22 protein-coding genes are annotated in these 23,794 nt (G+C 73.4%); 6 read left to right on the forward strand and 16 right to left on the reverse strand.

Features of this window, described 5'->3' with window-relative positions:
* Positions 1 to 6: 6 nt before the first annotated feature.
* From ABZ934_RS12470 to ABZ934_RS12480, 3 genes are all read right to left on the reverse strand, one after another.
* Positions 7 to 924, reverse strand: coding sequence for an NADP-dependent oxidoreductase (locus ABZ934_RS12470; protein ID WP_361312192.1), 918 nt, complete (start codon positions 922 to 924; stop codon positions 7 to 9).
* Positions 925 to 1,038: 114 nt separating this feature from the next.
* Positions 1,039 to 1,794, reverse strand: coding sequence for a peptidoglycan-binding protein (locus tag ABZ934_RS12475; RefSeq protein ID WP_361311981.1), 756 nt, complete (start codon positions 1,792 to 1,794; stop codon positions 1,039 to 1,041).
* An 840-nt stretch (positions 1,795 to 2,634) separates the two neighbouring features.
* On the reverse strand, positions 2,635 to 2,955 hold the full coding sequence (locus tag ABZ934_RS12480; protein ID WP_361311983.1) for a hypothetical protein: 321 nt from the start codon (positions 2,953 to 2,955) through the stop codon (positions 2,635 to 2,637).
* A gap of 95 nt (positions 2,956 to 3,050) precedes the next feature.
* Here ABZ934_RS12480 and ABZ934_RS12485 point away from each other — a divergent pair, with 95 nt between their 5' ends.
* Positions 3,051 to 3,509 carry a hypothetical protein gene (locus tag ABZ934_RS12485; protein ID WP_361311985.1) on the forward strand — a complete coding sequence of 153 codons (459 nt, stop codon included), beginning with the start codon at positions 3,051 to 3,053 and terminating at the stop codon, positions 3,507 to 3,509.
* A gap of 112 nt (positions 3,510 to 3,621) precedes the next feature.
* Here ABZ934_RS12485 and ABZ934_RS12490 read toward each other — a convergent pair whose 3' ends face one another.
* Positions 3,622 to 6,360, reverse strand: coding sequence for a DNRLRE domain-containing protein (locus tag ABZ934_RS12490; RefSeq protein ID WP_361311987.1), 2,739 nt, complete (start codon positions 6,358 to 6,360; stop codon positions 3,622 to 3,624).
* 1,203 nt (positions 6,361 to 7,563) lie between these two features.
* Between ABZ934_RS12490 and ABZ934_RS12495 the strand changes: the two genes are divergently transcribed.
* From ABZ934_RS12495 to ABZ934_RS12505, 3 genes are all read left to right on the forward strand, one after another.
* Complete coding sequence (locus tag ABZ934_RS12495; protein WP_361311988.1) at positions 7,564 to 7,866, forward strand: hypothetical protein; 303 nt, start codon at positions 7,564 to 7,566, stop codon at positions 7,864 to 7,866.
* A 206-nt stretch (positions 7,867 to 8,072) separates the two neighbouring features.
* Complete coding sequence (locus ABZ934_RS12500) at positions 8,073 to 8,534, forward strand: cyclic nucleotide-binding domain-containing protein (protein ID WP_361311989.1); 462 nt, start codon at positions 8,073 to 8,075, stop codon at positions 8,532 to 8,534.
* 207 nt (positions 8,535 to 8,741) lie between these two features.
* Positions 8,742 to 9,203, forward strand: coding sequence for an SSI family serine proteinase inhibitor (locus ABZ934_RS12505; protein ID WP_361311991.1), 462 nt, complete (start codon positions 8,742 to 8,744; stop codon positions 9,201 to 9,203).
* Positions 9,204 to 9,257: 54 nt separating this feature from the next.
* On the opposite strand, the gene ABZ934_RS12510 is transcribed toward ABZ934_RS12505, so the two are convergent.
* From ABZ934_RS12510 to ABZ934_RS12520, 3 genes are all read right to left on the reverse strand, one after another.
* The gene (locus tag ABZ934_RS12510; RefSeq protein ID WP_361311992.1) at positions 9,258 to 10,100 is read right to left on the reverse strand and encodes a GNAT family N-acetyltransferase; all 843 of its coding nucleotides are present in this window, start codon (positions 10,098 to 10,100) and stop codon (positions 9,258 to 9,260) included.
* A 10-nt stretch (positions 10,101 to 10,110) separates the two neighbouring features.
* The gene (locus ABZ934_RS12515) at positions 10,111 to 11,034 is read right to left on the reverse strand and encodes an ATP-grasp domain-containing protein (RefSeq protein WP_361311994.1); all 924 of its coding nucleotides are present in this window, start codon (positions 11,032 to 11,034) and stop codon (positions 10,111 to 10,113) included.
* 141 nt (positions 11,035 to 11,175) lie between these two features.
* Positions 11,176 to 11,625 carry a hypothetical protein gene (locus tag ABZ934_RS12520; RefSeq protein WP_361311996.1) on the reverse strand — a complete coding sequence of 150 codons (450 nt, stop codon included), beginning with the start codon at positions 11,623 to 11,625 and terminating at the stop codon, positions 11,176 to 11,178.
* A 184-nt stretch (positions 11,626 to 11,809) separates the two neighbouring features.
* On the opposite strand from ABZ934_RS12520, the gene ABZ934_RS12525 reads away from it, so the two are divergent.
* Entirely contained in the window at positions 11,810 to 12,535 is a 726-nt protein-coding gene (locus ABZ934_RS12525) for a Sir2 family NAD-dependent protein deacetylase (protein ID WP_361311997.1), read from the forward strand.
* 140 nt (positions 12,536 to 12,675) lie between these two features.
* On the opposite strand, the gene ABZ934_RS12530 is transcribed toward ABZ934_RS12525, so the two are convergent.
* The 7 genes from ABZ934_RS12530 to ABZ934_RS12560 all read right to left on the reverse strand — a co-directional run bounded on the left by ABZ934_RS12530 (position 12,676) and on the right by ABZ934_RS12560 (position 19,625).
* Positions 12,676 to 13,164, reverse strand: a complete 489-nt coding sequence (locus ABZ934_RS12530) for a VOC family protein (RefSeq protein ID WP_361311999.1) — start codon at positions 13,162 to 13,164, stop codon at positions 12,676 to 12,678.
* A 136-nt stretch (positions 13,165 to 13,300) separates the two neighbouring features.
* Complete coding sequence (locus ABZ934_RS12535) at positions 13,301 to 16,861, reverse strand: bifunctional glycosyltransferase family 2 protein/CDP-glycerol:glycerophosphate glycerophosphotransferase (RefSeq protein WP_361312000.1); 3,561 nt, start codon at positions 16,859 to 16,861, stop codon at positions 13,301 to 13,303.
* 175 nt (positions 16,862 to 17,036) lie between these two features.
* Entirely contained in the window at positions 17,037 to 17,411 is a 375-nt protein-coding gene (locus ABZ934_RS12540; protein WP_361312002.1) for a hypothetical protein, read from the reverse strand.
* A gap of 48 nt (positions 17,412 to 17,459) precedes the next feature.
* On the reverse strand, positions 17,460 to 17,891 hold the full coding sequence (locus tag ABZ934_RS12545; protein ID WP_361312193.1) for a roadblock/LC7 domain-containing protein: 432 nt from the start codon (positions 17,889 to 17,891) through the stop codon (positions 17,460 to 17,462).
* An 86-nt stretch (positions 17,892 to 17,977) separates the two neighbouring features.
* Positions 17,978 to 18,769: a transcriptional regulator gene (locus tag ABZ934_RS12550; protein ID WP_361312004.1), complete on the reverse strand. Its 792-nt coding sequence runs from the start codon at positions 18,767 to 18,769 to the stop codon at positions 17,978 to 17,980.
* Positions 18,766 to 19,194 carry a hypothetical protein gene (locus ABZ934_RS12555; RefSeq protein WP_361312006.1) on the reverse strand — a complete coding sequence of 143 codons (429 nt, stop codon included), beginning with the start codon at positions 19,192 to 19,194 and terminating at the stop codon, positions 18,766 to 18,768. The genes ABZ934_RS12550 and ABZ934_RS12555 overlap by 4 nt, the downstream gene beginning before the upstream one ends.
* 188 nt (positions 19,195 to 19,382) lie before the next feature.
* The gene (locus ABZ934_RS12560; RefSeq protein ID WP_361312007.1) at positions 19,383 to 19,625 is read right to left on the reverse strand and encodes a helix-turn-helix domain-containing protein; all 243 of its coding nucleotides are present in this window, start codon (positions 19,623 to 19,625) and stop codon (positions 19,383 to 19,385) included.
* Between the two features lie 281 nt (positions 19,626 to 19,906).
* Here ABZ934_RS12560 and ABZ934_RS12565 point away from each other — a divergent pair, with 281 nt between their 5' ends.
* Complete coding sequence (locus tag ABZ934_RS12565; protein ID WP_361312008.1) at positions 19,907 to 21,097, forward strand: helix-turn-helix domain-containing protein; 1,191 nt, start codon at positions 19,907 to 19,909, stop codon at positions 21,095 to 21,097.
* Positions 21,098 to 21,150: 53 nt separating this feature from the next.
* Here the strand turns inward: ABZ934_RS12565 and ABZ934_RS12570 are convergent, their stop codons facing one another.
* Positions 21,151 to 23,100, reverse strand: coding sequence for an APC family permease (locus ABZ934_RS12570; RefSeq protein ID WP_361312010.1), 1,950 nt, complete (start codon positions 23,098 to 23,100; stop codon positions 21,151 to 21,153).
* Between the two features lie 211 nt (positions 23,101 to 23,311).
* Positions 23,312 to 23,767 carry a (2Fe-2S)-binding protein gene (locus tag ABZ934_RS12575; RefSeq protein WP_361312011.1) on the reverse strand — a complete coding sequence of 152 codons (456 nt, stop codon included), beginning with the start codon at positions 23,765 to 23,767 and terminating at the stop codon, positions 23,312 to 23,314.
* Positions 23,768 to 23,794: the final 27 nt, after the last annotated feature.

Here is a 23,794-nt window from a genome sequence, read left to right on the forward strand (position 1 = left end):
CGCGGCTCAGAGCTCGATGACGATCTTCCCGGCCGTGTGCCCGGCCTGGCTCAGCTCGAAGGCGGCCGCCAGTTCGGCCAGCGGGAAGGTCTCGGCGACGGGCACCGTCAGCAGCCCGCTGTCGGCGAGCCGGCCGAGTTCGGCGAGGTCGCTCGCGACCGGCCGCACCCAGATCCACTGGCCGCCCGCGCCGAGCACCGTGTGGTCGGTGATGGAGGCGTGCCGCCCGCCGTCCACCAGTACGGCCCGGGTCACGTCCAGCACCCCGCCGACGAAGTCCGCGACGACGCTGACCCCGTCGGGGGCCAGCTCGCGGACCCGGTCGGCGAGGCCGTCGCCGTACGCGACGGGCTCGCAGCCCAGCTCGCGCAACCGGTCGTGGTTGCGCGGCGAGGCGGTGCCGATGACGCGGGCGCCGAGCGCGCGGGCGATCTGCACGCCGAGGGAGCCGACCCCGCCCGAAGCGCCGTGCACGAGGACGGTGTCCTCCTTGCCGGTGCCGAGGCGGGTGAGGAGCTGGTACGCGGTGAGACCGGCCAGCGGCATCCCGGCCGCCTGCTTCCAGTCGAGCGAGGCGGGCTTCGCCGCCAACGCCCGTACGGGCACGCTGACGAACTCGGCGAAGGTGCCGCCGTGGACATAGTCCTTACGGGCGTACGCGATGACCTCGTCCCCGACCTCGAACTCGGGGACGTCGATGCCGACCCGCTCGACGGTCCCGGCGACGTCCCAGCCGGGGACCACCGGGTACACGACGTCCATCAGCGCGTCGAGGCCGCCCGACATGATCTTCCAGTCGACGGGGTTGACCCCGGCGTACTTGACGCGGACGAGCACCTCGCCGGGCGCGACCTTGGGGACCGGCATCCTGGTTTCGGCGAGTACCTCCGTACCGCCGTACGTCTCGTACGCCATGGCCCGCATCGTTTCCTCGGACATGTACCGACCTCTCCGTGAGCTGGTGCGATCATCTGCGTGTCGCCATCCCATCACGGACGCCGGGACCGGCCCCGGCAAGCCGCGCCGCCGGGGGCCGGCTCAGCCGAAGGCGGCCCGCGTGGCCGGGCCGTAGACCCCGGGCGGGTCGCCCTTGATGTCACGATCCCTCTGGAGCTGTGCGACACCGCGGCGGGTGCGCCCGTCGTAGACACCGGTGACGGCGACGTACGTGAACCCCTGGTCGTACAAGCGCTGTTGGAGCTCGCGCACCTCAGGCCCCTTGTCTCCCTGGCGCAGGGTACGGGAGTCGTCGGCCGGGGGCGGCGGGGCGGCGGAGGGGGCGCCCTGGATCGGGCCCCTGGGTCGGGCGTCCGGGCTCGCCGCGGACACGGCCCCGGAGGGCGTGGTCGAACCCGGCGTCGGAGCGGGGGTCTTCGGCCGGGTGGGCACGGCGGAGGAGGGGCCCGGTTCGGCGTCGGGGCCGCGTGCCGGGAGCACCGGCACGGTCAGACCGGGTGGCGCCGCGGCCCGCGGGCGTTCCGGATCGGGGCCGCTCAGCAGGAAGACCAGCCCGCCGGCGCCCACGAGGGCGAGCAGGGCCAGGGTGATGGGCACGGCCGGGCCGCCCTGCCCGCCACCTCGGCGCCGGCCGTGCGCGCCGGACCCCTGGCCGGCGGACCACGTCGCGGTGGACCGCGCCGCGGTGGGGGAAGGAATCGGTCCGGGGATGGCGGACGGTTCCGGGCCCCGGACCGCGGGCGCCCCGCCCTCGGGCCAGGTCTGGGCGTGCGTCGCCGGGGACGGGTGGTCCGGCGGGGCGACGTAGGGGCGGGCCAACGGGCCGTCGTCAGGCATGGGCCCGCTTCCGGCAGGTGGCACGGGGAACCGCCGTGCGGGCGGGCAGGGGCATGGATGCGTCTTTCGAAGTGCGGGTCGCGCCGTGGTTCTGGATCGGGCGCACTCTTGCCGCCCGGGACGGCCCAGGTCAAGCCCGTTGTCCGTTCCGCCCGTTCCCTCCGGTCGGAAGATCCGACCCGAATCGGTTTCACCCGGACGCGTGAGGGGCGCGGCTGGGTCGTCCGGGGGTACGGCATGGTGGGGGAATGCAGTTACGCCGGGCCGCCCTGCCCCTTTCCCTCCTCGCCCTCCTGGCGGCCACCGGTTGTATGTCGGTCGGATCGGAAGAGCCTGCCGGGGTCCCCCGGCGGGCTTCCCGGCCGCCCGTCGGCGCACCGGACGCGCCTCCCGCCGCGCCCTCGTCCCGGCCCGTGCCGCTGCCGCTGCCGCTGAGCCGGCTCCCCGACGCCGGTCCCGCGCCGGTGCCCGCAGCCGCCGCCGGGCCGGGCTCGGAACCGGCGCCGAGGGGGACACCCGGCGCGCGGCCCGCCCGCCGGGGAGGTGAGCGGGCCGCGAAGCCCGCCGGCCCACGCCGGGACCGGCCGCCCGCCCTTCCGCGCGGGGCGGTGCCGCGCGGGCAGCGTGGGGAAGAGCCGTGCGCGGCGGCGGAGGGGGTCGTACCGCCGTCCGTCGTAGACCTGTGCGTGCGCCAGTACGGCCGCTGACCGGCCGCAACACGGGGCTTGGGCTCACGGGGCTTGACCCTCACACCGTCAGGGGTCACCGAACTCCAGGAGCCGCTGGTCCCCTGACGGGCCGGAGCCGGCCGGGCGCCCGCGACGGGCTACGGGCGGCGGGCTACGGGCGGCGGCCGCAGGCGGCGGCACAGCGCCGGGCCGAGCGCGCCGTGCCCTCGCGGGCGGTCCGCAGCCGGCGCATGGCGGTGTGCCCACGCCGCCGCCACTCGGCGCGGGGCAGCCCGGCGCGCTGTCCACCCCCGGTGATCAGGGCGTTGACCGGGGTGTGCGGGTCGGGGGCCATCCCCTTGGCGACGAGGACCCCGACCACCAGCGGTACCAGCGCCACCGCCAGCGCCGAACCGGCGATGGTCACCTGGCGCAGGCGCGGGCGGTGCGGGGGCTGCGGCAGGTGCGTGCCGGGCGCGGCTTCGTACGTCATGCCGCCATTCGACCAGCGCGGGCCGGGCGGGGAATCGGTACGGATACTCAGGCCGTTGGACGTGAGGTACTCAGACGGGGCGGGTGGTGTGCGTGATGGAAGGGCCTGGCGGGCAGGGCTTCGAGGCGGCGACCGGCGACGGCCCGGCGCCGCCGGCGGGCCCCGGGCGGGCGGCCGAGGTCCGGACGGCGTACGAAGGGCTGTTGCAGATCCGCCGTCTGGTGAACGGTCCGCCCGGCCCGGCGGTTCCCGCCCCGTGGGAGCTGCGCCGGATGCCGCGCGCGGTGGCCCTCGTACTGGAGGCGGCGGGCTTCGCTCCGTCGGCGGTGGACCCGGACGGGCGGCGCACGCACACCGGTTACCGGGTGGCTGTCGCGCCGGAGCCCGGACGGGTGCACGTGTCCTGGCTCGGCCCGCCGGGCGGTGGCGCGGCGGAGGAGGAGCAGGAGCGGCTGTCGGAGTGCGGGCGGGTGCTGGAGCGGCACGGCTGGGAATGCCTGCTCTACCGCGGCCCCCGCCGCCGGCGCTTCCTGGAGGTCGAACCGCCCCGCTGAGCCGCGCCCGTCCCGCTTGGCAGCAGCCCGAAAAGGCCTGAGCGCCGTCGGGTTCGCCGGTGCGGCGGTACGGGCGGGGGCGGCCCCGTACCGCCGCGGCCTCATACGCCGGTCACGGCGCGCCGAAGGTCAGCGTCAGGCGGGGGGTGCCCTCGTTGGCCGCCGCTTCCGAGGACCACAGCCACAGGGCGTCCGTTCCGGTACTGGTCATTGCCAGACCGTAGGCGCCGCCCAGGGCGGACGCGACGGTGGCAGTGTCGAGTCCGGCGGTGTGGACGGCCGAGCCGTCCGGGACGCCGGGGAAGCCGCCGAGCGCCGGCCCGCCCAGTCCCGGGCGGTTGTCGTACGTCGTTCCGCCCTCGGTCCACGCGCCGGTGACCGGGACCACCGAGACGGTGTCCGTCGTACCCGCTCCGCTCATGGTGCTGGTCTTCACGCTGAGCGTCGCCGACTTCAGCACGGTGCCCGTCGGCGCGGTCGGCAGGTTGAAGCGCAGGTAGCTCGCGTAGAACGAGCTCCCGCGGACGGCGAGGGAACCGGAGGTCCCGTAGTTGGTGTCGGGGGCTCCCGCGTTGGCGTAGGTGTCCTCCGCCGCCGTGAGTTCGACGACCGAGTCGGCGGGTGCGGAGGCGAGGGCGTAGTGGTTCTGGACCTGCGCCGCGCTCAGCACGCCGGGGTAGACGGCTGTCTCGTCGAGCAGGCCCGCCCAGTAGTCGCTGCTCGGGCGGTCGGGCCAGGCGTTCAGGTTGTCGCCGCCCGCGTGCCAGTAGCCGGCGAAGTTCTCGTGCGTGGTGACGTTGAGGGTGCCCTTCTGGGCGCCGTCCACGTACAGGGTCATGCCGCCGGGACCCTGGGTGGCGACGACGTGGTGCCACTTGTTGTCGTTGTAGCGGTCGGTGCCACCGGCGGTGATGGTCCGCGTGGCTCCGGTGTAGACGCCGTAGACCAGCCGGCCGTCATTGGTCATGTAGATGTGCTTGTCGTACTGGCTGCTGCCCCGGTCCTGGTTGTTGCCGAAGCCGACGAGCTTGCCGCCCCGCGTCGTGTTCGTCTTGAACCAGGTCTCGATGGAGTAGCTGCTGCCCACGGTCTGCCGCTTGTCCCCGTACACCTGCGTGTTGGTGCCGTTGAAGCCGATCGCCGTACTCGCGCCGGTGAGCGCGCCGGGCGTCTGGCGCAGCGCCGGTCCGTTCAGGTGGACGCCGCTCCGGTCACCCGCGACGGAGGAGTCCGCGACGAAGGGCGCGACCGACTCGTCGTAACGCCAGTACTGCTGGGCACCGTCGGCCCGGACCGCGTCGGGGTACGCGTCGACCGAGGTGGGGACGGTGACGGACGCGGTGGTGGAGAGCGCGCTGGTGTTGCCGGCCGCGTCGGTCGCCGTCACCCGGTAGGTGTAGGACTGCCCTGCGGCGGCGGTGGTGTCCGTCCAGGACGCCTGCGGTCGCCTGAAGAACAGCGAGTCGGCCATGACCGTGCCGATCGGGGTCGCGGAGCCGTTGCGGTAGATCCGGTAGGTGAGCGCGCTGTCGTCCAGGTCGAGGCTGGTGCGCCAGCGGACCTGGACTTCGCCCGGCTTGAAGCTGACGGCGCTCGCGACGGGCACGGTGGGCGCGCCGGTGTCGCCCGTCGAGGCGAAGCGGGTCAGGCTCTGCTGCGCGGCCCCGTTGACGGTGGTGAATTCGCCGCCGACCCACAGGTACTGCACGCCGGCCTTCGAACCGACCGTCAGCACGCGCGGGCCGATGCCCTCGCCGATGCCGTCGTTGGTGTCGGGCGCCCAGCCCAGCTTGCCGACGGAGGTGGTCGGTTCGGCCAGGAGGTGGTGGCGCTGCCCGTCGGGGTACTCGCCGATACTGGAGCAGTCGTGTGCGTGCGAGGCGCTGTAGAGCACGTTCTGGTAGGGCAGCACGGCCTGGGTGGCGCCGAGGCAGGTGTCGCGCCAACGTTGGTTGAAGTCGCTGAGGTCGAGGGCGATGCGGCCGTCGAAGACGCCGCCGCCCGTGCCCTCGTTGCCGGTGTAGAAGCCGGTCGCGTCGGTGGCGATGTCCTTGACCACCGAGTTGGTCTCGATGAAGCCGGGGTACGCCTTGGTGAGCGCGCCGCTCGTCGCGTTGACGACGGCCAGAGCGTGCGTGTTCGTACCGTTGACGGTGAAGAAGTCACCGCCGAGTACGACGTCGGCGCCGTCCGGGGTGACCTCGACCGCGCGGCCCGGTTCGTCGGCGTCGGCGGTGAAGGGCTTGAGGGCGCCGTCGCCCGCGCCGACCGCCGCGAAGCGCTTTCGGGGTTGACCGGAGACGGTCAGGAAGTCGCCGCCCGCGTAGACCGTGTCGTCGGTGACGGCGAGGGCCCGCACGGTGGCCGCGAAGGCCGGGCGGAAGGAGGTCTTCACGGTGCAGCTCGCCACGTCGATGGCGACGATGCTGGAGACGGGCGTGCCGTTGACGGCCCCGAAGTAGCCGCCCGCGTAGAGGGTCTTCTTGTCGGGCGAGAGGGTGAGCGCGCGGACGGTCGCGGTGCCCCCGCCGACGGTGAAGTCGAGCGAGCAGGAGGTCGGGGCGCCGGTCGCCGCGTCGAGCGCCACGAAGTTCACGGCCGACCGTTCGCTGCCGCCGCCACCCGCCGGGGGGCGTACGGCCGAGAAGGTGCCGCCGACGAAGACCGTGCCACCGATCTCGGCGAGGGCCCAGACGACACCGTTGGGCTGCCAGGTGGGCAGCGCGTCGGCGGTGAAGGCCACGGGCGGGGTGACGGCCGCCGCAGGCGGGACGAGGCCGAGGCCGATGGCGGTGCCGGTGCTCGCCAGGGACAGGGCGAGCGCGGTGGCAAGCGCTCTGGATCTACGCATGAACCCCCCAGTTCGGTGTGCGTCGCGCCGCGCGGGCGCCACGCCGGGCCGTACGGCCACCCGGCCCTGGAGCGGGCCGGGGGCCGTGCGTACGGGCGCACCCTAGGGCGGATCGGCCGCTCGGGCACGGCACTTGACACATCGGATGCCGAACCGGGGCCGGGGGTGTATGGCCTGCGTCGGGCGGCCTGCGTCAGACGGTCCGCGTCAGGTGGGCGGCAGCGGGCGGCAGAGGAGGGCCGCCGCCGAGGGGCGGGATCCCGGGTGGTGAAGGCGATGGCCGACGCGTACTCGGTCGGCAGGTACTGGCCCTTGTAGCCGCCGTACGCGAAGTCCCCGCCGTCGGGGGACGGTGGGCGGTTTTCTCCCCGGTCGAACCAGACCGTGCGACCCGCCCCGGCCGGGAGCGCGGTCCGGGCCGGCGCGCACAGGGCCGCCGAGACGCACTCGCCCCGCAGGCCGTACCCGATCAGGAACCGTCCGGCCGGACGCTGGGCTTCGTGTACCCGGAGGCCCCGTCGCCGCCCGGCGGCACGCACGTCTCGTGCGTCGGGCCGCGTGCCGGTCGTGGCTGTCGCCGAGGCCCCAGCCGGGGCACCGGCCGGTCGCCGCCCGAGGAAGGCACGCGCGCCCGCTTCCCGCGACGGCTTCGGCGGCGACCGGCCGACGGGGGGCGCGCCCCGGCGGGAACCGTTCCGCTCCTCCGCGCCCGGCGGGCTGCCCGGCTCCTGCGGAGCCGTTCCGCCGGGACCCGACAGGCCCACGCGGGACGGCCTCGGCAGGCCGGTTCGCGCGCACGGCGCGTGGCCCCCACCCCGACTGCCGCGCGACCGGCCTCCGGTCGCGCGTGGCAGCGCCACGCCGGCCGACGTGGGACGGGCCGCCTCCGTCCGGCGCGGCCGGGGCGGCCGGGGCGGCCGGGGCGGCCGGCGTGGGCGGCGTGGCCGGCGTGGGCGGCGTGGCCGGCGTGGGCGGCGTGGCCGGCGTGGGCGGGGTCGTCCCCGCCGGCCGCCCCGCCGAAGGGCTCGGCCCACGGTTCGCCCGCGGCACGACCGGCCATGGCCGGCGCGGCCGGCCGGAATCGTGCCGGCGGGGGGCGCGGGGTCGTTCGGGTGGGCGGAGACCGTGGAAAACCGCCCCGAGGGGGGTCGGGCCGCTCTACCGTGCCCTCAGCGTGTTCGGCACGGCACCGGAGGTGGGCGGATGGACGACGAAGAAGACATGCGGCTGGCGCGGATGACGCCGGAGATCTCCCGCCGGACCCTCGCGATGCTGCGCGGCCTGGCCGGACTGGAGCCACCGGAGCAGGTGCCCGAGGAGGCCATGATCGTGGCCGACGAGATCCTCGCCGAGCACGGCACCGACGGGCTCCGGGTCCTGGTGATGACCCTCGCCGCCTGGACCACGGCACAGATCGAGAACGTCGCCGAGCTGAGCCGGCGCAGCCACGAGGCGGTCCTCGATGCGATGGAGCTGGCCTGCCTGGAGGCGACCGCCGAGGACTGAGTCAGGGGCGCCCGGCGGAATCATGGGCGGCCCCGGCCATGATTCCGCCGGGCACCCCCGGCCCCACGGGCACCCCCGGCCCCACCGCCACCCGTCGCGGACACGGCTCGGCGCCGCCATAGCGGCGTCGCACCACCTCCCGCGCCGAAGTCGGCGACACTGAGGTGAGAGCAGCACCACGTGGGGGGTCGTGATCGGAGGCCGTCGTGAGCACACCTTCCCCCATCCGGCTCGCCGCCGTGCTCTCCACCGAGCACCGCGGGCGGCTCATGGCGCTGGCCCGTGAGGTCAATTTCCGCGAGGGCACGCGGATCTTCGACGAGGGCAGCCGCGCGGAGTCCTTCTGGATCGTGCGCTCAGGCACCGTCACGCTGGAGCTCCCCGTCCCCGGCCGCCGCGCCGCTCCCATCGAGAGCCTCGGCCCGGGCGAACTGGTCGGCTGGTCCTGGCTGTTCCCGCCCTACGCCTGGCAGCTCAGCGCCGAGGCGATGACCCTGGTCCGGGCCTACCAGTTCGACGCGCCCACGGTACGGATGCTGATGGACGCCGACCCCACCTTCGGCTCGGCCATCGGGCACTGGGTGGGGCGCGTGCTGGCGACGCGGCTCCAGCAGACCCGCACCCGACTCCTCGACCTGTACGCGCCGCGCATCGCCGCCACTCGCTGATCAGGCCCCCGAAGCGGGTGTCTTCGGCCGTTTCGGCGCGCCCCTTCCCCACAGGTCAACGGCCCCCCATCGGCCCACCACCGCTGCGGAGTGCACTCATGCGCTCACGAACGGTGACGCGATTTCGCGGCCCGAACGAGCGTTCTGGCGTCGCATGGGCAAGACTCCGTCCGTTATCCGGCACGACAATCCCGAGGAGTGTTCGAAATGCGGTCCATCAGCAGGAGCCGGTCCATCAGCAGGAGCCTGGGACTGGCTACCGGAGCCATGGCGCTCACCGCCCTCACCGCGCTGGCCGGGTCCGGAGCCGCCGACGCGGCGCCGACCGGAGCGGAAACCCTCTACGCCCCGTCGGCGCTCGTGGTCGCCGTCGCCTCCGGAGAGGACCCCGCCCAGGCCACGGTGATGCGCGCGACGACGCTGGTGTGCGCGCCGCGGCCGGCGGGCACGCACCCGGACCCGGCCGCCGCCTGCGCCGAGTTACGGGTGAACGGCGGTTCCCCGGACCCGCTGACCGCACCGCGCGCCAACGTGCGGTGTACGAGGGAGTGGAACCCGGTGACGGTGACGGTCGACGGGGTGTGGCAGGGCCGCCGCATGAACTACGCGCACGTCTTCGCCAACCCGTGCGAGCTGCGCAGCAGCGAGGGCGTCCTGTTCCACGTGTAGGGCGGCGCGCCGCTTCCCGCCGGGCGGCGTCGTGCGACCGCCGTCCGGCCCGCGTCACCCCAGTTCGAGGCTCGTGACCCCGTACAGGCCGGACAGGTCGAGCGCGGGCGCCGGGCCGGTGTACATGCGGGCGGTCTCGAAGGTCGCCACCATCCCCAGCCCGGTCACCAGCTTGACCGCGGCCGGGTTGGCGTCCGGTACGTCCACGGCCACCCGGCCGCCGGGAGCGTGCCGCGCGAGGCCCCGCAGCAAGGCGCCGGCGACCTCCGGGCCGGCCGCGTACAAGGGGCCGATCCGGGCGGCAGCGCTGCCCGGGCGGATCACGCCGAGGCCCTCGACCCGTCCGTCCCGGACGGCGGCGAGGGCCGTCCGCCCGGGCAGCCCGGTCCACGCGGCGAGGAAGGAGTCCCGGGGCTCCGGGAAGAACCTCCGGTCGTAGGAGGCCAGTTCCGCGAAGGGCAGCGAGGCGGCGTCCACCACCCGCACCCCGTCGTCGGCGCCGGCCTCCGGCACCCCCTCGTAGCGGGCGTTGTTCCAGGCGTGGCGGAACCCGGACCTGCGGTAGTTGTCCTGTTGCTCCACCACCCCGTCCAGGCCCACGAGACGCCCGTCCAGCCGCGCCATCCCCGCGTTCCACAACCGCATCCCGTAGCCCTGGCCGCGCACCGTCGGCCGGGCGATGTAGAAGCCGACGAACCCGAAGCCGGCGCCGTAGCGGACCGCCGAGATGCAGGCCACCGGCTCCCCGTCGAGCCGGCCGACGAGGAAACCGCCGGGGTCCGCGACGGCGAACGCGTAACGGTCGCCGACACCGGGGTTCCAGCCCTCCTCCTCCGCCCAGGAGCGGATCAGTTCCATGTCGCAGGCGCTCGCGCCGGTGATCTCGAAGCCCGTCATGTCCGGTGTTCTACCAGACGCCACCGCGGCCGCGCAGCCCCGCCGGACCCGCCTGAGCCTCCGTCAGGAGACTGACAAGAGCCGCCGGATCGGCGTCCCGGTGCATATCGCTGACCTGCCCGTCCCCCACCTCGACCACCCGCCGGACGCCGTCCGCGCGCAGTGCGAGATCGGTGGTCACGAAGCGGCAGTCCAGTGCCTCGACGGCCGGGCGCAGCGGCCCCAGGTCGGGCGCCTCGACCGCGCCGCAGACGCTGTCCGGGTGGGCGGTGACCAGCCGGGGCGTGCCGTCCAGCCACCAGACCCGGATCTCCGCGGGCCCCGCGTCCGGCGTCACGAAGTCCTCGAAGGCCCGTAGCACCACACCGCCCGCCAGGTCGTCGCCTTGGAGCTCCACGAAGCGGCTCACCACCCGGTGCAGGGCGTCCGGCCGCCGCGTGTCGGGGATGTGGCACGCCTCGGCCCACTCGTGCTTGCGGGACTTGACGTAGTCCTTGACGATGGCGGCGCCGGACGGGAGTCGGGCGGCGAGCGCCGACAGCGCGGACGGGTCGGGGACCTCCCCCGGCGCCGTGGGCAGCCAGGCGCTGTACGGGGTGTGGTCGGCGAAGGTCGCGTACCAGCCGGGCAGTTCGTGCGCCCGCCGGTAGCGCTCCGGATCGACGACGAGGCGGGCGCCGCGCTCGCGCAGGGCGGCGTCGAGGGCGGTGTACCGCGCGGCCGGGATCATCCATCCCCGGTACCAGAGGGCGCCGGTGCCTTCGGGGATACGGGACACCGCTTCGCGGGTGTCCCCGGCGAGGAGGGCGTCGTGGTCGAGGAGCAGCGCCTTCCCGCCGGTCGCGCGCAGGTGCCGGGCCTCCCCCGCGAAGTGGGCGTCGGTACGGCGCCCGTCCAGCGGGTCGCGGCAGTAGAGGACGGCGGTCGTTGGCATGCCGCCCACCCTACGGACCGCCTCCCGCCCCGGCGCACCGGTTTTCCCCGGCCCTTTCCCCGTCTCCCGAGCCCTCCCGCCCGCTCTCCCCGGCTTCCGTGCCCCGGCTCCGTCATCGGCCGGCGCGGGGCGGGGTGGATTTCAGCCGGCGCAGATCACGTCGTCCACCCGGATCGGCCTGCTGTCGAGCCGTACGTAGGCGGTGAAGGTGTCCGTGGCCCCGCCGTCCCAGTGGGTGGTGACGGTGGCCCAGCCGACGCCGGCGTTCTGGGCGACGGTGGCGGGGCCGACGGTGATGCGGTTGGGCTTGCTCCGGGCGCAGAGCAATACGTCGCTGTCGGGGTAGTTCTTCTGTTTGTCCTTGAGCTGCTGGGAGACCCGGTGCCGTCGGTCGTGGGCGGAGGGTCCGTGGTGCCCGTAGAAGCCGATCAGGAAGCCGCTGATCTGGGCGGCGGTGTGCCGGTGGGCGCGGGCGGTGATCTCGCCGAACGGCGGTGCGTCGGCCAGGGCCGGGGCCGCGATCGCCGCGGGGAGCACGAAGGCGGTCAGGGCGAGCAGCAGGGCGCCGGGGAGGCGAGGGGTGAGCTTCATGTCCGGTTTGTAACCGTCCGCGTCGTCCGGCCGGGCGGGACGCGGCGGGGACCTCACCCCAGTGGGGGCGGGATTCACCACTGTGGGCCTTCGGGCCGGTTCGCCCGCCCGGCCGAGGTGCGCGGGAACCGGGATCGCGCGAAACCGTTCGCGCTCCGGGACGCGGGCTGCGTAGGGTCGGCTCATGGGGAAGCCGCTCGTCGCAGTGTTCAGTGGGGCCGGACTGTCCACCGATTCCGGGATTCCGGACTACCGGGGGCCGCAGGGGTTGTGGCGGCGCGAGCCTGATGCCGAGAAGCTCGTCACGTACGCGTACTACATGGCCGATCCGGAGATCCGGCGGCGTTCCTGGCTGATGCGGGCCGAGATCGGAGCCCTCGGGGCGCGGCCCAACGCCGCGCACGTAGCGGTGGCCGAGCTGGAGCGCGGCGGCACCCCGGTACGGGTGATCACGCAGAACGTGGACGGTCTGCACCAGCTCGCCGGGATGCCCGCGCGAAAGGTGTTCGAGCTGCACGGCACGGCCCGGTCGGTGGTGTGCACGGCGTGTCACACCCGGTCGGGGATGGACGGTGCGTTGGCCCGGGTCGCCGCCGGGGAGCCGGATCCCGCGTGTCTCGCCTGCGGGGGCATCCTCAAGGCGGCGACGGTGATGTTCGGGGAGCGGCTGGACCCCGAGGTCTTGGGGCAGGCCATGGCGGTGGCCAAGGGGTGTCAGGTGTTCATCGCCGTCGGATCGACCCTCCAGGTGCAGCCCGCCGCCTCGCTGGCCGGGATGGCGGCGGAGGCGGGGGCCCGCCTGATCATCGTGAACGCCGAGGAGACCCCGTACGACCCCCTCGCGGACGAGGTGATCCGCGAGCCGATCGGGACGGCCCTGCCGGCGCTGCTGGCCCGGATCGGCGCCTGAGGCACCTGCTTGCGCCTGAGCCACCTGCTTGCGCCTGATGCGGCTGCGCGGGCCCGGACCGGCTGCCGGCGGCTGCACGACCGCTGCCGGCACCGCCGGCCCGGATCGCCGTCTGCCGGGCCCGGACCACGGAACCCCGCTCAGCCCTCCCCGTCGGCCGCCCGGCGCATTTCCGCGACGTCGAGCTTCTTCATCGTCATCATGGCTGCGGTCGCGCGAGTGGCCCGTCCCGGGTCCGGGTCGGCGATCAGCTCGATGGCACCGGGCGGGATCACCTGCCAGGACACCCCGAACTTGTCCTTGACCCAACCGCAGGCGGATTCCGCGCCACCGTCCTTCGTCAGCTCGTCGTAGTAGTAGTCCGCCTCCGCCTCGTCGGCGCAGTGGATCTGGAAGGAGATCGCCTCGGTGAAGGGGAACTCCGGGCCGCCGTTGAGGCCGACGAACCTCTGCCCGTTGACCTCGAACTCGGCGATCAACACCTCACCGGCCGCGCCGGGCATCGCCTCGTTCTTGTAGGCGGTGCGTCCGCGCTTGCCGTCCTTGAAGACCGACAGGTAGTAGTCGGCGGCGGCCTCCGCGTCGCCGTCGAACCACAGACACGTGGTGAAGCCGGTGCTGCTGCTCATGACTGCCTCCAGAGTGGGTGCGCGGGACGGGCCCGGGGCCGGGTTCCGTCTCACACATACAGACCGGTCCCCGGCCCGGAACTCATCGGTGGGCCGGGGACCGGTCTGTGTCCCCTCGTGAATGCACTCGTCCGCACTACATGGCGAGCATCCGCTCGACGACACGCTCGGTCGCGTGGCCGTCGTCGAGGTCGCAGAACTCGGCTCGGAACGCCGCCCGCGCATCGGCGTGTTCGGCGGCGATCGCGTCCGCGTTCCGTACGGCCTCGATCAGGCTCGCCGAGTCGGCGATGAGCGGTCCGGGAGCCTTCTTCTCGAGGTCGAAGGTGAAGCCGCGCAGCGTGTCGCGGTAGTGCTCCAGGTCGTACGTGAACAGCAGGATCGGCCGGTCGGTCAGCGCGAAGTCGAAGATCGCGGACGAGTAGTCCGAGATCAGGACGTCGGCGACGAGCAGCAGGTCCGTGGTGTCGGGCCAGCGCGACACGTCGATCACGAAGCCGTCCCGGGCTCCCTCGCGGACCTGCTCGTTCACCTTGTGGTGGCCGCGGATCAGCAGGACGTGGTCCTCGCCGAGCGCGCTGCGGGCCGCGTCCAGGTCGATCTGCAGGTCCAGCTTGTAGCCGTTCGACCAGCCCTCGCGGTTCTCGCGCCAGGTCGGCAGGTAGAGGACGACCTTCTTGCCCTCGGGCAGGCCGAGCCGCCGCCGGACCTCGGCGACGCGCTGCTCGTCCGGGCGGACGAGGGCGTCGGTGCGCGGGCTGCCGGACTCGATGATCTCGCCGTCGTAGCCGAGTGCGCGCTTGAGGACCGGGGTGGCGTACGAGCCCGGGGAGGCGAGCAGCGACCACTGGGCGGCGTCGTGCCGCAGCGCGTCGAGCGCCTCGGGGCTCGTGTAGTAGTCGTGCAGGTAGTCGTGGCCGATCTGCTTCAGCGGCGTTCCGTGCCACGTCTGGACGACGGTCTGGCCCGGGCGGCGGCGGAAGTGGTTCGGCACGCTGTCGTTGACGACGTAGTAGCGGGCCCGGGCCAGGACGTCCCATGCCTCCAGGCTGTCGTACTGGACGGCGCGGGCGGTCGACGGGACCTCGGCGCGGCCGTCGCGGACCAGCCAGACGTGGTCCAGCTTCTCGCCGCGCCGCACCAGTTCCTCGTGGATGGCACGGGGCGAGTCGCCGGCGCCGTTCCCCTGGAAGGTCTCGTACACGACCATGTCCTTGACCGGCAGGGCGCACTGGGCCGGGTAGGTGATGTCGCGGGCCACCCGCTGGGCGTACCGCGAGCGGTCGTGCGGGCTGATCAGCGGGTCGCTGACCAGCACCAGCCGGTCGTACAGACGGGCCTCGACACGCATGCGGCGGCCGTCGGTGGTGACGTGGTGCGGTCCGGAGAACAGGACCGGCGGCAGGAGCTGGAGCGGCGCGCCGCGGTCGACGCCGAGCAGGCTCGCCGTGGTGCCGCCCTGACTCACCGGGCGCAGGGTGGGCCACCAGCGGCCGTGCGGAAGGCTGGTGCGGCCGGCGTACGGCTCGGGCAGGACCGGTTCGAAGGACGCCTCGAAGCGGTCGCCGTCACGGGTGACGGGGTAGCTGAACTCGGTGCCGTGGTGGTTGTGGAGGACCAACTCGTACGGCTCGTCGGCGGCGTCCGCGGGCGCGTGGAAGCTGCCCCCGAGGGTGAGGGTGCCGTTCTTGGACGTGACGGTGTCCACGAGCGGCGGCGACGCCTGGACGGAGAGGACCAGGTGGCCCGACGTGCCGCGCTTGGCGAAGACGGCGCGGCCGGTGGCGTCGTCGGGCACGGGCATGACCAGTCCGGTGAACCCGCCCCGTTCGTCGAGGGCCAGGGGGTGTTCGGTGCCGTCGGCGCGGACGACGGCCAGGTTCCATGCCTGCGGCCCCCACTCGCCGGGACCGGGCAGCGGTACGTCCGCCAGCTCGGCCAGGCGCAGGGCGGCGGTGAACGGGACGCGGCCGTTCGTGGCGGCGTCGGCCGTGTCCAGCGGGACGGTCAGCGCGTTGCCACTGCCGACGTGCGTCGCCCGCAGGGAGGCACCCCGGCCGATCTCGGAGGACAGCTCGCCGGACACCTCGACGGCGCCGTCGCCGGACGGCAGGACGTCCAGGGCGCGGGCGCGGACGACCTCGACCTTGATCGTCAGGGAGCCGGCGACGGTCGGGACGATCCGGACGTCGGGGGTCGCCCAGTACGAGGGCGGGTTGTGGCCGCTGTCGTGGTCGCCGCCCCTGAGGCGGGCGCGGTGCAGGCCGCCGGCGCCGGTGACGGCGATGGAGGTGGTCCACGTACCGTCGTTCCACTTGCCGCCCGTCTGGAAGACGGTGGGGTCGACGACGGCGGTGAACCCGGCCCAGTCCGCGTGCCGCAGCGCGAGGTGCGGCTCGTTGACGGTGGCCATCGGGGAGGCGACGGTGCGGGCGGTGACGACGCTGCGGCGGCGCTTGCCCTGCTCGCGGAAGACCAGCATCTTGCGGGAGCCCAGACGGCTTTCGGCGCCCAGGTGGCCGGGCAGCGCGTACCCGCGCAGGAGCAGCTTGCCGTCGCTCCAGGCGGCCTGTTCCAGACGGCTGACCACGCGGCGTTCGCGCGGGCCGAGCGTGAGGAGCTTGGGCGGAACGGGGGCCGTGAGGAAGGGGTAGTCGGCCTGCGGGCGGGCGAGGCCCTTGACCGGCACGCTGTAGGAGTAGTCGCTCTGGTGCTTGTTGAGGGCGATGAACTCCTCGACGCGGCCCTCCCGGGCGAGGTACGCCTTGAGCCGGTCGGCGACGGTGAGGTCCGGCCAGGGGCCGGGGCCGATCTCGCGGATGAGGCCGCCGACCTCCTTGACGAAGGCCGCCCGGAAGTCGGGGCCGCCTTCACCGACGTACTTGTAGATGAGCGGCAGCTCTTCGCTGAGTACGTTGTGGTCGTACTCGCGCAGGTAACGGGCGTACTTCTCGCCCTGCTTGGCCTTCAGCGCGTCGCGGACCATACGGATGGAGGTGACGCGGTCGATGACGGAGACCGGGTCGGTGGAGCGCTGGGTGATGGAGCGCTCGCCGGTCTCGCGCACCCGCCAGTGGTAGACGCAGTCGTTGATCACGTCGACGCTGGTGGCGAAGTAGTGGGCCGGGATGCTGACGGGGGCGTCCTCGTAGAGGATGCCTTCCGGGTACTGGAAGCCGTGCTCGTCCCAGAAGCTGCGCCGGTAGACCTTGTTCCACGCGGTGCGGTCGGTGACCAGCGGCGCGAACTTGGAGATGTGGGTCTTCAGCCGCGTCGTGGCGAAGGGGGCGCGGTGGCCCCAGGACTGCTGCATGCCGACGGAGCGGAACCGCTTGACGTTGCCGCCGGCGAAGTCGGAGCCCGTCTCGTCGAGGGCGTCGATCAGTAGCTGGTAGGCGTTCGTCGGCATGGTGTCGTCACTGTCGACGAAGGCGAGGTACTCGCTGCCTTCGGATATGTGACGGGCGCCCGCGTTGCGGGCGGCACCGAGTCCGGCGTTCTTCTGCCGGACCAGTCGGAACCTGCCGTCCCGCGCGGCGAACGCCTCGCCTATCGCGGCGCTGGCGTCGGTGGAACCGTCGTCGACGAGGACGACCTCGAAGTCATCGAAGGTCTGGGCGGCGATGGACTCCAGGCACTCGTCGAGGTAGAGCTCGACGTTGTAGACCGGTACGACGATGCTCAGGCGCGGGGGCATGGGTGGCAGGTTCTCCAGCTTTTTGCTTTGTTGATGATCAACCGATTAGAGCATCTTACTCGGTAACGGGATGATAAATTCCGCCCATCTCGGACATATCGCCCCTGGTCGCTGGGCGGACGGCAAAGAATTCAACCGCCCGCCACCGCGCCGTCGCGACCCTCGCGGGTCCTCCTCAGATCTCCAGCATGCTCTCGACCTTCTTGAGCTGGTGCCGCGCCATGGCGAGATTGGCCCTTCCCCGGTCGAGCGCGAGGTAGAGGAAGAAGCCGCCGCCTCCGTGCGCCTTCAGCAGCCGGATCAGGTGGTACTGGCTGCCGAGGGTGATCAGGATGTCCTCGATCTCGTCGTTCAGGCCGAGCATCTCCATGGTCCGCACCTTGGCCCGCACCACGTCCGTATTGCCGGCCGCGGCGATCTGGAGGTCCAGGTCCTTGCCTCCGCCGACGGTGCCGAGCGCCATACCGCTGCCGTAGTCGACCAGCGCCGCACCGAGCGCGCCGTCGATGGTGGTGGTGGCTTCCTTGAGGGCGGTCTCCACGTTGGCCATGAGTGGTTCCTCTTTCTGCTGTCGTTTCTACGGGGGGTCGTACGGATCTCAGGGCGAGGGCGCCTCGGTCGGCATGGGCGGGGCGACCGGGCCCCGCCGGCCGAGGGCGTGGTCGACGAGTTCCGTGATCCGCGAGGTGGAGCGGCGGGCCTCAAGGTGGAGCCGGCCCACGTTGACCCGCGGCTCGGCGATCAGGGTGAGGACGGCCGTCTGCCCCGCGGCGTAGGTGGCGACGTAGCCGTGCTCGCCCCGGACCAGTAGCTCCAGGAAAGCCCCCTGGCCCGTGCAGTCGCTGAGCCGCTGGGCCACACCGAGGGCCGCGGCGGTGAGCGCGGCGACGGATTCCGCTTCGGTGGCGGCGCTGTCGTGGGCGAGCACCAGGCCGTCGGCGCTCGCGGCGAGGGCGCCGGTGAGCTGAGGGACGCGGGCCCGCAGCCGCCGCAGCTCCGCGCGTATCTCGGCTTCGGTCTCCGCGGTCATCACGACCGTGTTCATGTCGGCCGGCCTCCTTTCGGGCTGCCTGCGCTCGGAGCGGTCGGCGCGCAGGACCGGTCGCAGCGGGAGCCTCACAGGCTTGCCTCCAGTGCGTCGCGTAACCGGCGGAGCAGCGCCACGTCCGGGGATTGGGTCTGGGTCATCCAGTCGGGCAGGGCCCCGGCCACCGGTGCCGGGGCGGGCTCGTGCGGGGTCTCGACCAGGCCGGCGGCCGCGAGTCTGCGCACGTCGAGCAGCGTGTGGAAGGCGGGCCGGCCCAGCGCCCAGGCGAGGTCCGCGGGGGTGCGTACGCCGTCCGCCTGCCGGAGCAGGAGGCGCTGGCGGGCGGTGATCGTCTGGCCGGGGGCGGCCGGGCGGGGCACCACGGGGGCGGTGTCCAGCCGGGGGTACGGCCACACCGCGTCCAGCAGTTCCCGGCGCCGACGGGTCTCCCGCTCGACGGCCGCCGCGGGGACCGACCGGACCGAGCCGATCCAGTGCGTGGCCCCGCGCCGGAACCGGGAGGGACCGCTGCCCGGCGAGAGGGCGAAGAAGGCGGCGTCGAAGATGGCGGCGAGATGGCAGATCTCCAGCTCCCCGCCCGCCATGCCGCCGCTGTCCACCAGGAACCGGGCGACCTGCCGGCGGGCTCCGGCCTGGTTGACGGCCTCGTTCCAGCGTTCCGGGGCGAGGCCGCCTCCGGTGGTGAGCAGGACCTCCAGGCCGGGCGTCGAAGGACTCTCGGCGTGCACGATCCGGCCGTCCTCCAGGAAGAGGGTGCCGCGGTCGCGCAGCAGGGCACCGGTGGCGCGCTCGGCGGCGAGGCGGGTGAGCAGCGGCGAGACGGCGGTGGCCGAGGTGACGGTCGCTGTCGCGGCGGTCATCTGAGCACCAACCCCTCGGCGAGGGCGCGGAGCCGGTGCCGGGCGAGGGCCAGGTTGCCGTCGGCGCGGTCGAGCCAGAGATGGAGGAAGACACTGCTGTCGAAGCTGGTCTCGACGAAGCGCAGGACGTGGTAGCCGGTGCGGGTGGTGACGATCAGGTCCTCCACGGGCGGTCCCGCGGCGGCGACGGGCCCGGAGCCCGCTTCCGCGCCTGTTCCCGTTCCAGGTTCCGTAGGGGCGAAGGACTCGTATTCGGCGGCCGCTCGGGCCAGCTCGGCGGTCTCGGCGGCGGTGGTCTCGTGGTCGCCCACGGGCGAGTCCCCCGCGGTGCCGAGGGCCAGTCCGCTGCTCCAGTCGACCAGCGCGGCGCCCCGCGCACCGGGCAGGGCCATGGCTTCGAGCAGACATTCGTCGATCCCGGGCACGCGGGCTCCCCTCCCGGCTGGACGTGCTGGGTGCACGGTCGTTCGGCGCGACAGGAGGGAACTTACTCAACTTCCACAGAGCGAAAAGGCGTTCTGGCATTTTCCGCTGGAACATGCGCGATAGCACCTGCCGGGTTGGCCGGATCGCGTCTACTTCTGATCAAGAGAGCCTGATCAAGGCGGTCTGATCAAGAAGCGAGCGGCAGGTGCTCCGCGAGCCGGAACGCCCCGCCCTCGCGCCGGACATACCCCTCGTGGCTGAGGGTACGCAGCAGGTGGTAGACGGTCGGCAGCGGAATCCCGGTGATCCGCGAGAGCCGCTTGGCCGTCGCGCCGCCCTCGGCGTGCATCGCCTCCACGAGGCGCAGCGCCCGCTGCACGGAACCGATCAGGGTGGGTGCGCTTTCCTTGTGGATGTGGTCGGTGCCCATAGTGAGTCCCCCTGCTCCGTTACGAGGCTGGCAAACCCATCAAAGTCGCTCACCGGCCACAAAACCAGCCGACCCGCGTAAACCTGAGCATAAGATCAACCACCGCCACCTCGTGCGCGGCCTGTTTCCGGGCCCGGGCCTACGCCAAGGGAACGCGCCGGTCGGGCGGTTGAGGGGGGACCGGGCAGCCGGATCGCACCCGCCGCACTCGAACGCCCCGCCGTACGCGGGCATCTCCCGGGCCTCCCCACCGCACCCTCGCGCGTGTCAGGCTGCCCGTCATGGAGCGGATCATCGAGGAGATACGCGAGGACCTGGGACGCCGGATGGCGGTGGCGGCGGACCGGCTCGCCGATCGCACCCTGGCCGAGGAGCCCGCCTACGCCGGGCAGTTCGATCGGGCCGAGCTGCGCGAGCGGATCCACCGCACGCTGGAGCGGGCCGTCGCGGCCCTGGTCGGCGTGGACCGGGGCCTGCCCCCTGACCCGGCCGACGTCCGCGAGGCCGGCGCCGAGGGGGCGGACGCGGCGGAGCGGGGCCTTCCGCTGGAGTCCCTGTTGCGCGGGTACCGGCGGGCCGGGCGGCTGCTGTGGCAGACGCTGACCGAAGCGGTGGCCGCGCACGACCGGGCCGCACTGCCCCGGTTGCTGCCGGGCGCGACAGCGCTCTGGGAGGCGGTGGACCGGATGTCGGACGCCGCCTGCGGGGCGTACGTTCAGACCGAGGCCGGGCGCGCCGATCGGGACCGGGAGCGCAGGGCGGCCCTGCTGGACGCCCTGCTCGACGGTACGGCGAACGCCGCCGGAGTCGCGGACGCCGCCGTCCGGCTGGGGCTGCCGGAGCGGGGCCGGTTCGCCGTGCTCGCGTTCGGGCCGGGCGGGGCCCCGACCGCCGCCGTCGCGGCGTCGGGCGGGGGTCCGCGCGTGTGGTGGCGGATGCGCGCCGACGGCGAGAGCGGCCTGGTGGAGCTGGGCGCCCTCCCGCTGGAGTCCGTACGGGACCTGCTCGCGCCGGCCGGCGCGCGGGCCGGGGTCAGCCCGGTGGTGGAGTCCCCGGCGGAGCTGGCCGGCGCCCGCAGGCTGGCCGCGCTGGCGCTGCGTACCGCCCCGGCGGTGGGCGGCCCGGGCGCCGCCCTGCTGGACGAACGGCTCCCGGCGGCGCTGGTCGCGGGTGACGCGGAACTCGCGGGCCGGCTGCGCCGGGTGGTGCTGGGCCCGGTGCTGGCGCTGCCGCCGGAGGACCGCCGGGTGCTGCTGACGACCCTCGGGACCTGGCTGGCCTGCCAGGGGTCGACCACCTACGCCGCTCAGCGCCTGTACTGCCACCGCAACACCGTCTCGAACCGACTGCGCCGACTGGAGCGGCTCACGGGCCGGTCGCTCTCCGATCCTGCACAGGTGGTGGAACTCGCGCTGGCGCACGCGGCCGTGCTCCAACACACCGCCTCGCTCCACCACACCGGCAAGCGCTGAGCCGTCGCCGTGGGCTCGGTCACCGTCGCGCCGGCCGGGGGCCCCGCGCCGGGTCACGACCCCGATGCGCGGCCCCCGTCCACTTCCCCTGCCTTCGCCGACTCCAGCAGGTACGGCACGTCGATCACGGCGACGCCCGGCGTGAACAGCAGTCTGGCCTTGAGCCGCAGGGCGTTCTGGTTGTGCAGCGGCTGCTCCCACCAGTGGCCCACGACGTACTCCGGGATGACGACCGACAGGACGTCCGCGCCCTCGGAGGCCGCCAGCTCCTGGATGTGGGCCATCACCGGCCCGACGACCTCGCGGTACGGCGAGTGCAGCACCTTCAGGCCGATCCCGGGGGCATGATCCGCCCAGGCGTCCCGCAGCCGGCGCATGTCGTCCTCGTCGGCGGCCACGGAGACCGCCGTCAGCGTGTCGGGATGCAGGGCCTGCGCGTAGCCGAGGGCCTTGAGCGTCGGGGCGTGCACCGAGGAGACCAGGACCAGCACGTGATGGCGCGCCGGCATCCGGGGACGGGCCCCGGCCGGGACGATGACCTGCGCCGAGACGGCGTCGTAGTGGCGGCGGACCCCCTTCATGCCGAGGAACAGGGCGGGCATCGCGATGCAGACGAGCCAGGCGCCGTGGGTGAACTTGGTGACGAGGACGATGATCAGGACCAGGGCGGTGAGGGTGGCGCCGACCGCGTTGATGGCGAGCCGGCGGTGGATGTGGATGCGTTCCCCGACCGCGGTGCCGGACGACGCCAGCTCGCGCCTCCAGTGCCGGACCATACCGGCCTGGGAGAGGGTGAAGGAGACGAAGACGCCGATGATGTAGAGCTGGATGAGGCGGGTCAGTTGGGCGTCGAAGGCGACGATCAGGGCGATTGCGGCGATCGCGAGCAGCACGATGCCGTTCGAGTAGACGAGCCGGTCACCGCGGTTGTAGAGCTGGCGCGGCGCGTACCGGTCCCGGGCGAGGATGGAGGCGAGCATCGGGAAGCCGTTGAAGGCGGTGTTGGCGGCGAGGACGAGGACGCCCGCGGTGACGGCCTGGAGCAGGTAGAAGAGGACGTGCCAGTCCCCGAAGGTGGCGCGGCCGATCTGGGCGAGCGCGGTGGACATCGGTGTTCCCGCGGGGAGGCCTAGCTCGGTGGGGTCGGCGGCCACGTGCACCTCGTAGACCATGGCGAGGATGGTGATGCCGAGGAACATGGTCACGGCGAGGGCGCCCATCGCGGCCAGTGTGGTGGCGGCGTTGCGGCTCTTGGGTTTGCGGAACGCGGGCACGCCGTTGCTGATGGCCTCGACGCCGGTCAGAGCCGTACAGCCGGAGGCGAAGGCGCGCATCGCGAGCAGCACGAGGGCGAACCCGGCGTACGTCCCCTCGGCGGTGATCGGGAGCGTGGCCGACTCGGCCCGGATGGCGTCACCGGTCCCGATCCGGAACGCGGCGACGGCGAACATGAGGTAGATGACGAGGACGAAGCCGTACGTCGGTACGGCGAAGACCCGTCCGGACTCCCGCACGCCCCGCAGGTTCATCAGCGTGATCAGCACCACGAAGGCGACCGAGAGGGCGACTTGGTGGTCGCTGAGCGAGGGGATGGCCGAGGTGATCGCGGCGACGCCGGAGACGACGGACACGGCGACGGTCAGCACGTAGTCGACCAGCAGCGCGCTGGCGGCGGTCAGCGCGGCGGTCTGGCCGAGGTTCACCGCGCTGACGACGTACGCGCCGCCGCCGCCGGGGTAGGCGTGGCAGGTCTGTCGGTAGGAGGCGACGACCACGACCAGCAGGAAGACGATGGCGGCGGCCGCGTACCAGGCGAGGTGGAGGAGGGCGACGCCGCCGAGGGCGAGGGTCAGCAGGATCTCCTCGGTGGCGTAGGCCACGGAGGAGAGCGGGTCGCTGCAGAAGATCGGCAGGGCGAGTCGCTTGGGCAGCAGCGTCTCGCCCAGGCGCGCGGTGTCGAGCGGCTCACCGACCAGCATGCGTTTGGCATTGATACGCCTCATTCAGGCATGATCATCCATAGCTGTCGCATTCCCGCCTCTATCGGCGCTGTGTCCCGGATCGGGCGCGCGCCGCGCGTCCGGAGCGAACAGCAGTACGACCGGTCCGGCGCTCCGGGCGGCCGGCTCGACGGCGGCCGAACCGCGCGATCCGGCGTGTTCCGGTGGTTCCGGTGTGTTCCGTGCGCTCCGGACCGCTCGCCGGCGCGCCGTCTCACATCTTGGCCGCCGCGGCGCGGATGGCCTCGCGGATGCGGAAGTAGGTGCCGCAGCGGCAGATGTTGGCGATGGCGTCGATGTCCTCGTCCGTGGGGTCGGGAGTGCGCTTCAGCAGGGCGACCGCGGCCATGATCTGGCCGGGCTGGCAGAACCCGCACTGCGAGACGTCCTGTTCGAGCCAGGCTTCCTGGACCGGGTGGAGCCGTTCGCCGTCGGCCAGACCTTCGATGGTGGTGACCGTCTTCCCGGCGCAGGCGGAGACGGGCACGACGCACGGGCGGACGTCCGCTCCGTCGAGATGGCTGGTGCACGCCTTGCAGACGTCCACGCCGCAGCCGTACTTCGGCCCGCGCACACCCAGCATGTCGCGGAGCACCCACAGCAGGGGCAGGTCGTCGGGCGCGTCGACGGTGACGCTCCGCCCGTTGACGGTGAAGGTGTGCGACGGCATGACGGGGGCTCCTGAACTGACGCGGCG

It is taken from the genome of Streptomyces sp. NPDC046557 (assembly GCF_040645975.1).
Classification (GTDB): Bacteria; Actinomycetota; Actinomycetes; order Streptomycetales; family Streptomycetaceae; genus Streptomyces.

Excerpts from the sequence above, each read along its gene's own strand:
- ABZ934_RS12515 (WP_361311994.1), bottom strand. The coding sequence starts at position 11,034 with ATGCCAACGACCGCCGTCCTCTACTGCCGCGACCCGCTGGACGGGCGC.
- ABZ934_RS12485 (WP_361311985.1), top strand. The coding sequence starts at position 3,051 with ATGGAAGGGCCTGGCGGGCAGGGCTTCGAGGCGGCGACCGGCGACGGC.
- ABZ934_RS12565 (WP_361312008.1), top strand. The coding sequence starts at position 19,907 with ATGGAGCGGATCATCGAGGAGATACGCGAGGACCTGGGACGCCGGATG.
- ABZ934_RS12535 (WP_361312000.1), bottom strand. The coding sequence starts at position 16,861 with ATGCCCCCGCGCCTGAGCATCGTCGTACCGGTCTACAACGTCGAGCTC.
- ABZ934_RS12505 (WP_361311991.1), top strand. The coding sequence starts at position 8,742 with ATGCGGTCCATCAGCAGGAGCCGGTCCATCAGCAGGAGCCTGGGACTG.
- ABZ934_RS12530 (WP_361311999.1), bottom strand. The coding sequence starts at position 13,164 with ATGAGCAGCAGCACCGGCTTCACCACGTGTCTGTGGTTCGACGGCGAC.
- ABZ934_RS12560 (WP_361312007.1), bottom strand. The coding sequence starts at position 19,625 with ATGGGCACCGACCACATCCACAAGGAAAGCGCACCCACCCTGATCGGT.
- ABZ934_RS12490 (WP_361311987.1), bottom strand. The coding sequence starts at position 6,360 with ATGCGTAGATCCAGAGCGCTTGCCACCGCGCTCGCCCTGTCCCTGGCG.
- ABZ934_RS12525 (WP_361311997.1), top strand. The coding sequence starts at position 11,810 with ATGGGGAAGCCGCTCGTCGCAGTGTTCAGTGGGGCCGGACTGTCCACC.
- ABZ934_RS12540 (WP_361312002.1), bottom strand. The coding sequence starts at position 17,411 with ATGGCCAACGTGGAGACCGCCCTCAAGGAAGCCACCACCACCATCGAC.
- ABZ934_RS12475 (WP_361311981.1), bottom strand. The coding sequence starts at position 1,794 with ATGCCTGACGACGGCCCGTTGGCCCGCCCCTACGTCGCCCCGCCGGAC.
- ABZ934_RS12470 (WP_361312192.1), bottom strand. The coding sequence starts at position 924 with ATGCGGGCCATGGCGTACGAGACGTACGGCGGTACGGAGGTACTCGCC.
- ABZ934_RS12495 (WP_361311988.1), top strand. The coding sequence starts at position 7,564 with ATGGACGACGAAGAAGACATGCGGCTGGCGCGGATGACGCCGGAGATC.
- ABZ934_RS12520 (WP_361311996.1), bottom strand. The coding sequence starts at position 11,625 with ATGAAGCTCACCCCTCGCCTCCCCGGCGCCCTGCTGCTCGCCCTGACC.
- ABZ934_RS12480 (WP_361311983.1), bottom strand. The coding sequence starts at position 2,955 with ATGACGTACGAAGCCGCGCCCGGCACGCACCTGCCGCAGCCCCCGCAC.
- ABZ934_RS12570 (WP_361312010.1), bottom strand. The coding sequence starts at position 23,100 with ATGAGGCGTATCAATGCCAAACGCATGCTGGTCGGTGAGCCGCTCGAC.
- ABZ934_RS12575 (WP_361312011.1), bottom strand. The coding sequence starts at position 23,767 with ATGCCGTCGCACACCTTCACCGTCAACGGGCGGAGCGTCACCGTCGAC.
- ABZ934_RS12545 (WP_361312193.1), bottom strand. The coding sequence starts at position 17,891 with ATGACCGCGGAGACCGAAGCCGAGATACGCGCGGAGCTGCGGCGGCTG.
- ABZ934_RS12550 (WP_361312004.1), bottom strand. The coding sequence starts at position 18,769 with ATGACCGCCGCGACAGCGACCGTCACCTCGGCCACCGCCGTCTCGCCG.
- ABZ934_RS12510 (WP_361311992.1), bottom strand. The coding sequence starts at position 10,100 with ATGACGGGCTTCGAGATCACCGGCGCGAGCGCCTGCGACATGGAACTG.